Source organism: Bengtsoniella intestinalis (assembly GCF_039719005.1).
GTDB classification, from domain to species: Bacteria; Bacillota; Clostridia; order Oscillospirales; family Oscillospiraceae; genus Oscillibacter; species Oscillibacter intestinalis.
In genome coordinates, this window is the sequence record NZ_CP133584.1 from 816,099 (window position 1) to 829,174 (window position 13,076).

Genomic DNA, 13,076 nt, shown 5'->3' on the forward strand with positions numbered 1-13,076 from the left:
TAAATTTTGAGGAAGTGGTCTTGACAGGGGGACCATTATAATATACTCCACTGCATAACTTGCAAGAGGACTTTGACAATGTAATTTTAGCAGTCCTGATTTCATGGATTTGGCACCTCCAATGCGCACATTCTAAGCTGACCAATATCCACAGCAGTATATTTTTGTGTAGATTCTATATTTACATGACCCAAAACGCTCTGTATGACATGAATTGGAGTCTCTTGTGCTAGAAGTGTTGTTGCTAGACCATGCCGCAAAGCGTGAAGTCCGTGGTGGCGAACGTATTGCGTTGAAATTCCAGCTAGGCGAAGATGTTTCACTAAAATATTGTCAAAATTTTGCAGTGGGCTAAAAGGTGCTCGCTCTTGCAAAAAGATATAGGGTGATTTGCTAACTGGTCTGCCGTGTTGGATGTAATCAATCAGAGCCCACCCTACATCAGGAAGCAATGGCAACACGAGAGGTTCTTTTGTTTTGACTTGGGTAATTCGTATTGTATTCTGCTCCCAATCCAGATTGTGAAATTGAAGATTTTGCATATCACTCAGCCGTAACCCTGTTTTAGCCACAAGGAGAATGACTGCATAGGCACGTTTTCCAGTGGGACTACTTCTGTCTATGGTGGCAAGTAATTGTTTGATATCCTCTGGGTTAAACGATGATGGAAGAAATACAGGGGCTATTTTCGTCGGAAGTTTGATTAATTTAATTGCAATATCCGTCCCAATTCTGCCGTCAAGAAATAAAAACTCAAGAAAACCCTTTGCATCTCTCAAGCGAGTGGCCGCCGAACTTTGGCAGTAATTGCAAAGCACAGATTTAATGTATTCGTTCATGTGCATGAGAGTCAATTCTGATGATGCCATGACTCCTATACCGCTCAGAAACTCAGTTAAGTTGTAAAGCGAATGAGTTTTACTCTTGATGGTATTTTTGCTACACCCATTGAGCTGTAGTTTTTTCAAATATGCAGCACAGTCTTCTGAAAATTGTTTGGGGAATTGACGTTCCTGCCGCCTGCGAATGACAAGCGTTCCGAATTCAAAAATATCAGCCAATATCTGCATTGCACGATCCACAACATTTCGTCTATCCTCACGAACACGGCTGCTGGGATAGCATTCAGTAAAAAACTGTTGTCCCAATGCTGTGGAATAGGTGAGTTCGCCCTTGGCAAGGCAATACTTTGAAAATTTGTTGTAAATGCCTGTGATTGTAGCTCGATAGTTTTCACTGTAGCCATTGTTAATAAGTTGAGTTGCTGCCGCTGAAGTTATTTGGGCGATTGTCATTGTGCGTAGCTCTGATTTCATTTGCATTTCCTCCAGTATAGTAAATTAGGCACAGCGTAGTGCCCATAGGTTTACTATACTGGATTATGCGTAGTATTTGGGGAAGATAATGTGAATCCTTGGCGGTTCCAGCCAGTTACTCAGCATAATACATTACTGTGCATAAAGACAATGGTAGCGACTATCGTGGTAGTGCATATGACTTCCGTCGCATCCGTTGTACCAATGGGACTGTAATTTCTCCATGGTGAGAGACCGATTGCGATTGATAGACTCCAGAAAATAGCGGTCAACCTTTTGGCAGTAGTGATCCTCACGTCGCCCATCCACCTGCAGGGCACGATAGATCATGTCCTCTTTGGCGGCTACAATATTGACCAAGTTGCGAAGCTGTTTGGCTTCAAAGGGGGCGGCATTGATGTGGATATGGATACCACAGCTCTTGTTGCAAAACCCTCCAGCACCACGGAGGGTTCGCACCAGCTCCTGTACAGTTGGGATGTCCTCGTAGGTGCAGATAGGGCTGACCAGCTCCACTTTGTATTCGCTCCCTGCCATGATTTTTCTGCCGTCCACCATGCGTTGGGGTGTGATGCTAGAGTCGCTCATCAGTTTCCACTTTCGGCCACTGGTATCTCTCACCGCATAGGTGTCGTAACCATTGCCCTCATGGGTGACTCCTGTATCAAAATAATTTGCCACGGCGCTGGCGGCCTCGCTGCGAGTCAGCCCTGTCATTTCGATTTCAATGCCGAAGTTCTGCTCTCTTAAATCCATTGCAACACCACCTTACCAGCGTTTGTGGGTGGCCAGCAAGTCCTCTGCCAACGGCATGGTGCTGGCTCCCAACAACAGAAATTCCTCCAGTGTGATAGAGCGCCACTCATCAATCAGCTCCCCACTGCACTGGGCATGGAGTGCATTGATTTGGGTGATGGTGCGGATGAAGTCCAGTATATTTGCCGTTTCACCAAGGTAGGTTTCGAGGATTTTCTCTAGGGCTTCAATTTCCTTTTGACCATAGAAATAGTAGACGGCATAGGGGTTTTGGTATGGCTTGCCATCCAGTAAGCTGTGGAGGTTCTCTAGGATATCCCCACGCTCTTTTTTGCACTTGAGGTATCGCTCCACCATGCACAGGATGTCATTTTCACGATTGGCTTCGTAGCTGATGCACAGTTGAAGGTCGGCAATCAGCTCTGCTTTTAACTGCTTCATGGTACTCATCGGCCACCAGCCTTTCCGAACAATTTTTCTTTGTGGTGAGGTGCGTGGACGGCCAGATTGTACCGCTCGTTGCCACATTTGAACAGGCACACACCTCGCTGAGGGAAGCGGATGAGGTTGTATTCCGATTCCTCTAGTTGGAGCGAGTCGATATAAAATCGCTTGTCGATGTTGCCAGCGTTGAACAAAAATGCGTGGGTTGGGATGGAGAACAGAGGTTTGGTCAGTTCACGGATGCCCTCGATATTAAAATCTTCGAGGTTCTGGCTGGCAAGGATCACCGCCGATTCCTTCTTGCGCACTCGCTTCATAAAGTTGCGGATGTACTCAATGGCGGTGAGGTTGGTGAGGAACAGGTACAGCTCGTCGATGCTGGCGGCGGTGTTCCCCTCGGTGAGGAGCTTGTCGCTCATGAAGGACAGCACGTTGAAGAGAAGTGCATTTTTCACATTCTTGGAGGCTTGCAACAGTCCCTTTACACCGAAGACGACAAATCTGTCACTGGCGATGTTGGTGTGTCCATTGAAGAATTTAGACTCCGCTCCCATACACATGGAGTGGAGTCCCAACAGAATTTCCTGCAACAGCTCTGCCGTGTAGAGGTGGTAACCTTGGTGCTGGTAGTCGGTGTACTCCTGCTCCATGAGGGCATACAAGTCCGACAGGACAGGATAGTCTGTGGAGGTCAGTCTGGCAAAGTTGGTGCCATCACTGATGCCGAACTTGGTGTACAGCTTGCCCAGCATGATTTCAATGGTGTCGATGTGCTTGTCCTCAAAATCTTTGTAGGTGCGGAAGAAATCTTTGAGGAAGGAGATGTGCTGGCTCAGTTTTGTTTTTTCTCTGAATGTATTGGGGGCATCTGCATCATCGCTACCGCCCTCATCCCAAGTCTTAGGTTCTAGGGGATTGATGATGTGCTGACCACTCATAAGGTCAATGAAGCACCCACCCACATTGTGGGCTAGGTCTACATATTCGTGCTCTGGGTCTAGGCAAATGACGTTCTTTCCAGAGGCCAGGACGTTGCACAAAATCAGCTTGAGGAGGTAGCTTTTGCCCTGCCCAGAGTTGCCCAAAATCAGAATGTTGGCATTGGTCTTATCATCGTCACGCTTATCGAAATCCACAATGATGTTGCTACCAAACTTATCTCGCCCCAGATAAAAGCCGTTGGTGTCAGTCTTGCCACTGTAGTTGAAGGGATAGAGGTTTGCCACAGAGCTGGCTGGAAGCACCCGTTCATACTGGGTTGCGAACAGGTTTCGTCCAGCAGGGCCTACGGCTAGGAACCCCTCCTGTTGGCGCAGAAGCAGTCTGTCCACGTTGAGTTTGGAGCGGACAAGCTCCGTCAGCACGTCGGTCTGTAACAGCTTGAGACCATCCATGTCGTAGGCCACCAGCTCGATGTAGACGGCACAGTGGAGAAGAGGTTCTCGATTGCGGTGCATGGTGGATACCAGATTGACCACATCTTGAAGGTTGCTACTGGCGGTGACGGTCTGCTGTAGGTCGTTGGTGTTATTGGAGTGCATTCGGTTTTTGTTGGCGGCATTGTGGATGATTTTCTTCTCCTCGTTGGCCGTCACCTGTCGGGTGTAGATACGCAGAGTAACCCCATCCTTTTCTCCTAAGTGGCGGAGGATGGCCTGTTCGTCGGTGGCGGTGGGATACTCTCGCAACGCCCAGACAGAGCGGAAGGTGTTGCCACAGATGAAATGGTCGGTATTAAACTTCATCACAGATGGGGCAATCATATCCAGAAAATCTTTCACGTTGCCCTCTGCGTGTACAGCGGTTTTCTTCTTTTTAGTCACCAAAAATCACCCATCTTTCTCCGTCAAAATCTTCATACTTCTCGGTGGTGACGTTCTGCTCGTAGTAGACCCCTAGCAGTCGCTTGATGTCATGTTCATCGGCTTTCTTGGTGGTGAAGCCTTGGTCTTTGAGGCTTTTTTCAATCCGTGAAAGGTAGGGTTTCACCTCGGACTCCTTCTCATTTCGCAAGCGAATGATGAGGAGAAATTCTCTGGCTGTTGCCATCTGCACCTGCATACGGTCTAGGGACGTCATGTCCTGCTGGAGCAGTTTGCGGATGACAGGATTTTGCTCGGCCTCCTCACGACCTCTTAGATAGTTCTTGTTCTCCTCGAAGTTTTCACGACTGTTGAGGCAGAGCATCTCGATTTCTGCAATGCCCTTGAGGACATTCATGAGGGCATAGATTCTAGCCCCTACGTTGCTGTCTGACAGCACACTGATGTTGGTTGGCTTGAGCATAAAAAAGACCAGCTCTCCATGACCAGTCACCAAGCTGTGTTCCGTGATGGATGAGATGCCCATGAGACTGCGAGTGGAGTCCGCTTGATTTTTTTGCTGTTTTGCTTTTTTACTCACTGATTTCCCCTCCATTCATAGACTTGCGGTTTGCCAAAGAAAAAGGTCACAGCATAGCGGATGAAATCCAGAATGCTGGTGTCCTCAAATCGAATGGCTAAGAAAGCATAGACGGCAGTTACCACAATGGGTGGAAAAAATCTGCCCTGTGCCAAGGCAAACACAGAGATAAGCAAGCCTATCCCGATGATGGCAATGTCACGCAGTTCCCACAGCCACAGGGTTGCCTTGGATTTTAGGTTGTCTGGGTAGCTATACATTTGAGCTGTCCTCCTTACTTTTCTTCAAAATAAAAGCGATACCTCGCAGGACGAAGTCCACGCAGGGTATCGCTACACTATTGCCCAAGGCCTTGTATCTGGCACTGTCAGATGCCTTGGGGATATCTGTCCAGCCGTCTGGAAATCCCTGCAGTCGTTCACACTCCAGTGGTGTCAGTCGGCGGACAAGGTTGTGGGTAATGGCTAGATTTTCACTGCCACCACCATTGTTGCCACCCGATGCACGGATGGTACTGACCCCATCGCCATAGTCACCAAAGGAGGATTCTCCAAATACCGCAGGGCTTATGATGCACTTGTCTTGGCTGACATATTGGGAGTTGACACCTTTCTGATCCCCACTACACAAGGCACCAATGACCTCTTGGTATGGCATGACCGCATGGCGATCCGCACCAGTTAAGGTGTAGGCAACACCCTCTTGACAGCCCAGTCCATTGCCGCCATTTTGCACCTCTCGGTCAATGATGTTGCCAGCGATGCAGTAGCTCTTGGGTGCCTGTTCTACCAATGGCACATTGTTTCCGCCAGTCCCATAGACAGATGCGATGGTAGGAGCCACACTCAGTGGACCGTTGTATCGGCAATCTCTGGCGTGATTATCGTACAGTACAGGCTGATTGTTGCCACTGGTTCCTGCTGCACTGGTGATGGTGGGACACAGGTTTTCACAGATTTCTGCGCCACCTTGCTGACTTCCCATGACGATGGGAATGTTGCCACCCATACCAGCTCGCAGGGTGCCCACTTGATTATCCAGCACATCCATCCGTTCTCCACCTTGGTCACAGAGACAAAAAAATGGCTCTGCCACAAAGGTCTGCATCTGCATGGTGCGTGTTGCCATCAATGCACCAGAGATACCCTTGAGGTCAATGATTTCATCACGTTGGTTCACATGGAAACTCCTTACGCTCTCTGTATCCGCAACAAAGGTTTGCTGTTTCATGCCGGGCTGGGCTTGGATGGCTCCCGACACATCGTGAAGGTCACGCACTTCATCCCTCTGGTTGGCGGCAAAGGCGGTTATTTTATGGGGTGTAGTCCCCCTTGAATCTCCAGTGCCAGTTTCAGTTGGGGTGGCAATTCCTTCTCTCTGGCTTGGCTCCTCCGCAGGATTCCCAAGCAAGCTGCTTTGCTTAAATAGTATTTGGGGAGCGGTGAGTCCTCCAAAATCAGCGACAAGGAAGATACGACGGCGGCGCTGGGCGACTCCCCAGTATTGAGCGTCGAGAACTCGCCAAGCCAAGCTGAATTCTCCTCCCAGTATGATTGCCCCAGCAGATTTCCACGCCCCGGTGTCAGGTCGAGGAATATGAGCGGTGCTATGGCATACTCGGACAATTTCTTCGAGGACCGCACGGAAGTCCTCCCCTTCTGCGGAGGAGAAGGCTCCGGGAACATTTTCCCAAACAAGGTACCTTGGTCGTCGGCTTCCCACAGGAAGTCCTCGCAATTCGTCTGCATATCTCATCTCCTTTACAATGCGCACTTGATCCATAAACAGCCCAGACCGCTCGCCCTCTAGGCCAGCTCGCTTGCCAGCCACGGACAGGTCTTGGCAGGGACTCCCTCCGCAGATGATGTCCACCGGAGGAAGGGTTGCTCCATCTAGCTTTGTAATGTCCCCCACATGGAGCATTTGTGGGAAACGGATTTTCGTCACCGCAATGGGAAAGGCTTCAATCTCACTTGCCCATATTGGAGAGACTCCATTGCGAATGGCCGCAAGGGGAAATCCTCCAATCCCATCGAAGAGACTTCCCATGGTCATCATGGCATCCCTCCTTCGGTTATTTGGGTGCAACGGTTTGCACAATGGTTTTGGTTGTGTTGACGGCGGCCTGGGCTGTATAGACAGCACTCATCATGTTCCCTCTGGTGGAGGTGTCCAGTCCAAATGCCCCTGCAATGCGAGGAATTTCTCCAGCGGATAGCATGAGGCCCAAGCCAAGCAGGGCACTGTCGCCCAACACCATGAGGCCTGCAGTCAGTATGGTTGCTTGTAGGAATGTGGTGAGGCATAGTCCAACGATCTGCTTGCACCACTGGACGAAGCCGTCAATGTATCCCCTTGGTACAGAGAACATATACAGACTGCCAACAGCAATCTGTATCAGCAGAATGCCGCCACGCTTTAGGTTGGCAAAGAACACTTTGATAATGGCATAGCCCATCATGAAGATGATAAACAGCATGAGGATTGGGTTTGATATGCCAGCCAGACCACCCAAGGTGTTGGAGTTTACGCCAGTAGAAATTGTCCCAAAGCTGGAAATGGCACTGCTTGCCATGGTGCTAAAGGAAATATTGGAGCCCGTGATGCCAGCGGTGATGCTACTCTGTAAATTGACGGATAGGGCGAACAGCTCCACAGGAACAATCGTAAAGAGCGACACCGCCATAAAGCCTTTGATGGCATTGAGGGCTGTGTCCTTGGCACTGCCACGCCCATGCTGGTAGTCGATGGCTGTTTCAAACACCGCCACCACCAAGCCAGTCACATAGAGCGCCCAAGCCAGATAAGAGAAAAACAGGAGGATGGACTGCACCCAAGGCATATCAAACAGCTCCACACCCATGTTCCCCATAGATGCAAAAAAGTCGGCTAAAAAGCCGACCACTTGACCATAGACCCAGTCGATGAATTGATCCAGCACATCGCCCATGACAAAATTCCATATAAACAAATTTTCACCTCCTCAGACGAGAAAAGGCACACCGTTTTCACGATGTGCCCCAGATATTAGTTTGATATTTGTTCCCTTATTTTTCTGCTAGAGCCTGTTCAATCAGCTCGATGATGAATGCCTTTTGGCTCTTGCCGGTGGCTTTCAGATGCGCCTTGAGCTGGTCGAACAGCTCCTCTGGGATTTGAATTGCCATGGTTTTGATTCCGTCTGTCATGGGTTTTTCCTCCTTTATTTTGTAATATTGGGTGAGTAGTTGTTCCATGTATTGATTTAAGGTCAATCCGCTTTGCTCTTGGTGAATGCGGACTTTGCTGTGTAGCTCCACTGGGATTTTGGCACACAAGGATTTGATTTCTTCCATATTGAGGACTCCTTTCCGTCTGCTTGATAAGGCAAGTATATACGAAGTAAGGGCATATAGCTATCACCAATACCAACGAAAGAAAGCTGATAATTCAAGCAGAAGTGACAACTTCAGATACCTATACGATTCACTAGATTAATAATTGGTTTTAATGTATAATAATTATCGCAGACTACCTAAAATTCAGTTTGTTCTATAGAGGAGATGTATTTTATGAACTACGTTGTAATAATAGCTATTTCTATCCTAGTCTTGATTTATCCTGTATTATTACTTGCAAGTCGATTCCGAGGAAGGTATGATGGGCTAAAAGGCAGACCCCTAAACAATCACGACATTAAGGCTATAAATAATAACGGCATTGTACATTTTACAACGTCTAACAAAATCAATAAAATTATTGAGTCTGGTATTATTAAACCCAGCAATGTTTTCAACAGCTATTCCAACAAGGGAAAACCTTGCTCATTCTTCTTGGTTTACGATTATATTACCGAAGAATCAGTCAATCACAACTTAGTGTCTGATAAAAATTTCGGGCTTCATTTCAAGAATATAGATCCCAATCAGTTAGAGCATTTTAATATTCGATTGTACGATAATGCAATTTTTTATATTAATGGTGCATTTCCCATCGGTTCATTAGATTGTAGTAGAATTCAAAGGAGAAATATAGTCCCAAAGCTCAAAAAAACAGAACACCCGTACTGCAAATATTATTCATGGTGTTGTGCTATATCATCTGTAGTCCTTGCAGCAGTAGTGATTATTATCCCATTGTTTATTTTCGGTATGTTAATCTATTATATATAATGCACACTATATACATCCTGACAAATAACGCGGGAATCACTTCAGCAAATACCCATTTTCACCCAAATGCACGAAGATGTATGGACAGGGGGACGCTCTGTCCATACATCTTCTGCTCAAACCCGATTATCTGTATGCTTGGTTTCATTTTCGAAATTTCTTAAATCCCGATGATATCCCAGATGTACAGCGGTGCTGTCAGTGTGAACACCAAACAGGCAAACAGGATGGCTGGTGCTGCCCATTCGAACTGTCCCTGCTTGCGGTAATCAAAGTATGCCATGCCAAGTTTAGCGAAGAAGAATACAGCGAGGATCAGGTCGATGGCTGGGAATACCACGTTGTTGACCACGTCTTTGATTTGGACAGAGGCATCATCCCAAGTGGACTCTACCGCTGCTGCTACATCCCCTGTGCCAGCGGCAAGGGCTGGGCTGGTGAGGGCGAAGGTGAAGACAAGAACAACGCAGAGAAGGGTGCCAATTTTCATAAACTTTTTCATAAGAACCGCCTTTCAAATTTTAATGATTAGTTGTTAAGGGGAGCAATGTGCCAGTCATCCCACAGGCTACCGCTGATGGTAAGGCTATCTGTTAAATTGGCAGATAGCATCCCCACAGGTGTCCAGCAATCTATGACCCAAGTGTTCACGGTGTAGGCTCCGTCTGGATACCAAATGGGGGTGAAGTGGGTGCGGTTGTTGTAGGTGGAATACACATTTTTCTGGAACTGGAATTTGCCAGAGCTGGTTTCCTCCAGCAGTCGCCAATAGGTGTCGTAGCCAAACTCTGGGAAGTAGCTGACCGCATTTTGTGGCGAGGTAGTTGCCGTACTCTGGGTGGTGCTAACACTGGCTGTCACCAGCTGATTGATGCCGTAGCCAGACTTCATGGTGCTACCGCTGGCAGTGGGGTTTTCATCGTCACAAGTGATGCTCATGGAAGTGGTGAGAGATGCGCTGTATTGGTTGTAATCGAACTCCCACCAGCCCTCGTCCTCCCAGTTGGACTTCCACGAGCGACTGGTATGCTTTACCCCATCGCTGTCTGTCCAAGAACTGGTTTTCCAATAGCCGTTGTCCACCCAATATTCCTGCCACCACGGTGTCCAGATGCCCCATGTGGCACTGGAGTCCACTGCACGACTTGGCACAGAAGTATAGGTGAAGCTATCGTTGCTATCGTCAGCCACTGGGTTGGGAGGTGGGTTTTCATCCAAATCCACGATGTTGCACAAAATGGTCGCCGTATTTGATGCGCCGAGCCCCGACACCGTCACATCAATCTCAATGGCTTGAGGGGTGGACGGTGTCGTCCATTTCACCCACACCAGCTGTCCGTCCCCACTGGGGTAATAGACATTGCTGACACTATATCGGGTACCGTCGATGTAGAAATAGACCACGGTGTCGTCATCTGGATCAGACTGTCCACCACTGACGTAAACCGAGGTGATGACCTCGGTGTTGACTCTGTATTCATAATCGTAGTTGGTGGTGTCTGGGGTGGTATCAGTGCTGGTGCCAGGGTTCGTTGGCACTGTGGTTGTAGTATCGGGAGTATCAGTTGTTGTATCCTCTGGTGTATCTTCTGGCACTTCTTCGGGGGTTTCCTCTGGAGTTTCTTCTGGCACCTCCTCTGGCAGTTCCTCGAATCGCACAATGCCAAGTCCAAGGGATGCCTTGATATCTGCATTGGTGGCGGCAGATGTGGTGCTACCTGTCCATGCCGAATAGCCCAAGTCACTGGTTTCTAGGAACATGGCAAGGGGGAGGTTTTTGTGGCTCAGTGACTGCATTGCAGTGCGCAATGCACCACTGACAATCTCGTCATACATGGCGGCCTCCGTTGCGGTGGTGGCGATGTAGACTCCTTGATAATAGTAATAGGCGATGGGTTCTAGCAACAACTTATAGTCGCCATTGATGAGGGTGTCGTAGTTGAAACCAGTGTATCCAGCGATGGCACGGATGACCTGTTCATCGGTGAAGTAACTTTTGATGGCATCTATATTATTTGAGCCAGTTGTACTGACGATGGTTGGTAAGGATTGCGATGGGTTGTAATAGGTGTAATTCCCTTGCTGTGCCGATAGAGATAGGCCGTTGGTATACTGGATTTTACACACCTTCCCAAAGTGATACAGAGTGCTTGGCAGGGTTTTGTTGGTTAGGTCAATGGGAGTAGTGACAGCACTATAGTCACTGGCTCGGATAACAGTCACTCGCACACCATCCATGCCGGGGTTCCAATAGCTAGAGCTGGTGCCTGTGCCCATGTCGCCACCGCCAGAATCTACATTGCCATCACCGACTGCGAAAGCAGTTGTAGCAATGCCACAGAGCAATGCTACACATAAACAAAATGCCAATATTCTTTTAGTCATATAACTTCCTTCCTGCAATGAAAAATGCACAGCCTAAGCTGTGCATTTCCAGTGCGATTTATTTAGTCCATGATGCCGACCTTGTTTCCGTTTTCGTACATATCTTCGGCATAGATTGCTTGGTTTTCACCCATGTAAGGCACATCATCGAAGCCCGGCAAGCCACCACTGCTGTTCTCTGTGGCAATCTGATTCTCCACAGGGGTGGGGTCTGGATTTTCTTCGGTGGGGGCCTCCACTGGGATGCTGTTGGGGGTTTGGTCTGGGTTGGATAGTTCCTCCTCGGTGTAGGTTGGCTTTTCTGGGATGTCTGGCTGGATGGTCTGTTCAGTGCCAGTGTCCACTGCACCAGCTGGCTGGTTGATGTCCTCGCTGATGTCTGGGACGGTGATGGTGATTTCTTCTTTCTGTTCATTTGGCACCGTGATATCCACCACCACATCGGTGGGTTCCTCGGTGACGGTAGGCAGGGGGTCATCCTCCACCACATCGCCATTCATTTGCTGTGAAATCAGTGCCACCAGCAGGGCACAGACAATCAGCGCCCCTATGATAATCAGCCATTTCTTTGTATTTTTCATGGTATGGTTCCTCCTTACGTTCAAGTTTCTATCTTATGCCACACAGTACCACAAGACATGGCATAAGTCTAGCAAAAGAATAGAAGATTTTTGAAATTCTTAAAATTTCGGGGTATACCCTGCGCTGGTCTTGAGGGTAATGGTCATAGAGGGGAGCAACGCCCCACCAAAGGAGACTGGCACCTCTAGTTCAATGGTGCTGGTCACAATAAATCGTTCTGACTCAATGTCGCCCGATGCGATGGGAGCATTTTCAATGTCCACATCCAAATCCCAGATTTTGAACTCCATTTCCCCTTGACTGGTGTACTGAATGTAGGTGCCATCCTCATAGGTCAGCTCTAAGATTTCACCCATAATGGCATAGATGTCGCTGTAGTCTAGGCTTTCTTCGAAGGTGTCTGCTACAGGCTGATAGGCACCAGAATAACCCTCTCGCACACTGTGATACACGTCATCGTAGTTGTCGTTGACCACGGTGATCACCGCTGTTTGCATGGTATCTCGTACACCCTGTGCCACAATGAGTAGTCGAAAATATTCAGAGATGCCAGCGAAGATAAGGAGCAGTGACAGGGTGATGGCTACCGTCAACGGCAGTGCCGACCCACGGCAATTTCCAAGGGTGGATTTAAGGTGGAGCATCATTTCCAATACACCTCGCTTTTGCCACTGGCCTCAGACCGCAGGGTGATGGGGAAGCTGGCGAAGTTGCCAAAGAGACCGATGTCCACATCGTAGGTGACCACCACGGAGACCTCATTGTTGAGCTGGATTTTTCCACTGGTAGACCATGTGACCTCTAGCTCGATGCCAGTTTGTGCCACGAGGGTTTCCTCTCGCTGGGTGGTTTCCGTTCCCACTCGCCCTGCGATCTCCGCTTCTCGAATCAGCTCTGTGGCGAAGGTGTCAATGGTCTGCTTGGCGATATAGACAGGTAACACTTGCACCGCCAGCGCAATGACCAGCATGGCGCAAAGGACAAGGACAACCACGTCGATGTACCCCTCGCCCTTGGTGCTTTTTAGGATTTGTTTCAT

At 48.5% G+C, this 13,076-nt stretch carries 15 protein-coding genes; 1 reads left to right on the forward strand and 14 read right to left on the reverse strand.

From position 1 onward, the window contains the following. Window positions 1–101 precede the first annotated feature (101 nt). The 9 genes from RFF05_RS04060 to RFF05_RS04100 form a co-directional block, all read right to left on the reverse strand. The gene (locus RFF05_RS04060) at window positions 102–1,316 is read right to left on the reverse strand and encodes a site-specific integrase (protein WP_409969127.1); all 1,215 of its coding nucleotides are present in this window, start codon (window positions 1,314–1,316) and stop codon (window positions 102–104) included. Between the two features lie 132 nt (window positions 1,317–1,448). Beyond that, window positions 1,449–2,072, reverse strand: coding sequence for an amidoligase family protein (locus RFF05_RS04065; RefSeq protein WP_409969128.1), 624 nt, complete (start codon window positions 2,070–2,072; stop codon window positions 1,449–1,451). Window positions 2,073–2,084: 12 nt separating this feature from the next. Further along, on the reverse strand, window positions 2,085–2,513 hold the full coding sequence (locus RFF05_RS04070) for a hypothetical protein (protein WP_409969129.1): 429 nt from the start codon (window positions 2,511–2,513) through the stop codon (window positions 2,085–2,087). Window positions 2,514–2,518: 5 nt separating this feature from the next. Beyond that, window positions 2,519–4,279: a VirB4 family type IV secretion system protein gene (locus RFF05_RS04075; RefSeq protein ID WP_409970077.1), complete on the reverse strand. Its 1,761-nt coding sequence runs from the start codon at window positions 4,277–4,279 to the stop codon at window positions 2,519–2,521. Window positions 4,280–4,331: 52 nt separating this feature from the next. After that, a complete protein-coding gene (locus RFF05_RS04080; RefSeq protein WP_409969130.1) occupies window positions 4,332–4,919 on the reverse strand; it encodes a hypothetical protein in 588 nt (195 codons plus the stop codon). Continuing rightward, complete coding sequence (locus tag RFF05_RS04085) at window positions 4,916–5,179, reverse strand: hypothetical protein (protein WP_409969131.1); 264 nt, start codon at window positions 5,177–5,179, stop codon at window positions 4,916–4,918. Before RFF05_RS04085 ends, RFF05_RS04080 begins: the two co-directional genes overlap by 4 nt. Then, window positions 5,172–6,977 (reverse strand): DNA (cytosine-5-)-methyltransferase, encoded by a 1,806-nt coding sequence (dcm, locus tag RFF05_RS04090; protein ID WP_409969132.1) that lies wholly within the window; start codon window positions 6,975–6,977, stop codon window positions 5,172–5,174. Before dcm ends, RFF05_RS04085 begins: the two co-directional genes overlap by 8 nt. Window positions 6,978–6,993: 16 nt before the next feature. After that, a complete protein-coding gene (locus RFF05_RS04095; protein WP_409969133.1) occupies window positions 6,994–7,890 on the reverse strand; it encodes a conjugal transfer protein TrbL family protein in 897 nt (298 codons plus the stop codon). 76 nt (window positions 7,891–7,966) lie between these two features. Further along, entirely contained in the window at window positions 7,967–8,254 is a 288-nt protein-coding gene (locus RFF05_RS04100; RefSeq protein ID WP_409969134.1) for a 4-oxalocrotonate tautomerase, read from the reverse strand. Window positions 8,255–8,470: 216 nt separating this feature from the next. Here RFF05_RS04100 and RFF05_RS04105 point away from each other — a divergent pair, with 216 nt between their 5' ends. Next, window positions 8,471–9,070, forward strand: coding sequence for a hypothetical protein (locus RFF05_RS04105; protein ID WP_409969135.1), 600 nt, complete (start codon window positions 8,471–8,473; stop codon window positions 9,068–9,070). A 160-nt stretch (window positions 9,071–9,230) separates the two neighbouring features. Here the strand turns inward: RFF05_RS04105 and RFF05_RS04110 are convergent, their stop codons facing one another. The 5 genes from RFF05_RS04110 to RFF05_RS04130 all read right to left on the reverse strand — a co-directional run bounded on the left by RFF05_RS04110 (window position 9,231) and on the right by RFF05_RS04130 (window position 13,076). Then, on the reverse strand, window positions 9,231–9,560 hold the full coding sequence (locus RFF05_RS04110; RefSeq protein ID WP_409970078.1) for a DUF3852 domain-containing protein: 330 nt from the start codon (window positions 9,558–9,560) through the stop codon (window positions 9,231–9,233). 38 nt (window positions 9,561–9,598) lie between these two features. Further along, a complete protein-coding gene (locus tag RFF05_RS04115; protein ID WP_409969136.1) occupies window positions 9,599–11,455 on the reverse strand; it encodes a hypothetical protein in 1,857 nt (618 codons plus the stop codon). Window positions 11,456–11,517: 62 nt separating this feature from the next. Beyond that, a complete protein-coding gene (locus tag RFF05_RS04120; RefSeq protein WP_409969137.1) occupies window positions 11,518–12,036 on the reverse strand; it encodes a DUF6550 family protein in 519 nt (172 codons plus the stop codon). A gap of 99 nt (window positions 12,037–12,135) precedes the next feature. After that, complete coding sequence (locus RFF05_RS04125; protein WP_409970079.1) at window positions 12,136–12,681, reverse strand: hypothetical protein; 546 nt, start codon at window positions 12,679–12,681, stop codon at window positions 12,136–12,138. Continuing rightward, window positions 12,681–13,076 carry a DUF4320 family protein gene (locus RFF05_RS04130; RefSeq protein ID WP_409969138.1) on the reverse strand — a complete coding sequence of 132 codons (396 nt, stop codon included), beginning with the start codon at window positions 13,074–13,076 and terminating at the stop codon, window positions 12,681–12,683. Before RFF05_RS04130 ends, RFF05_RS04125 begins: the two co-directional genes overlap by 1 nt.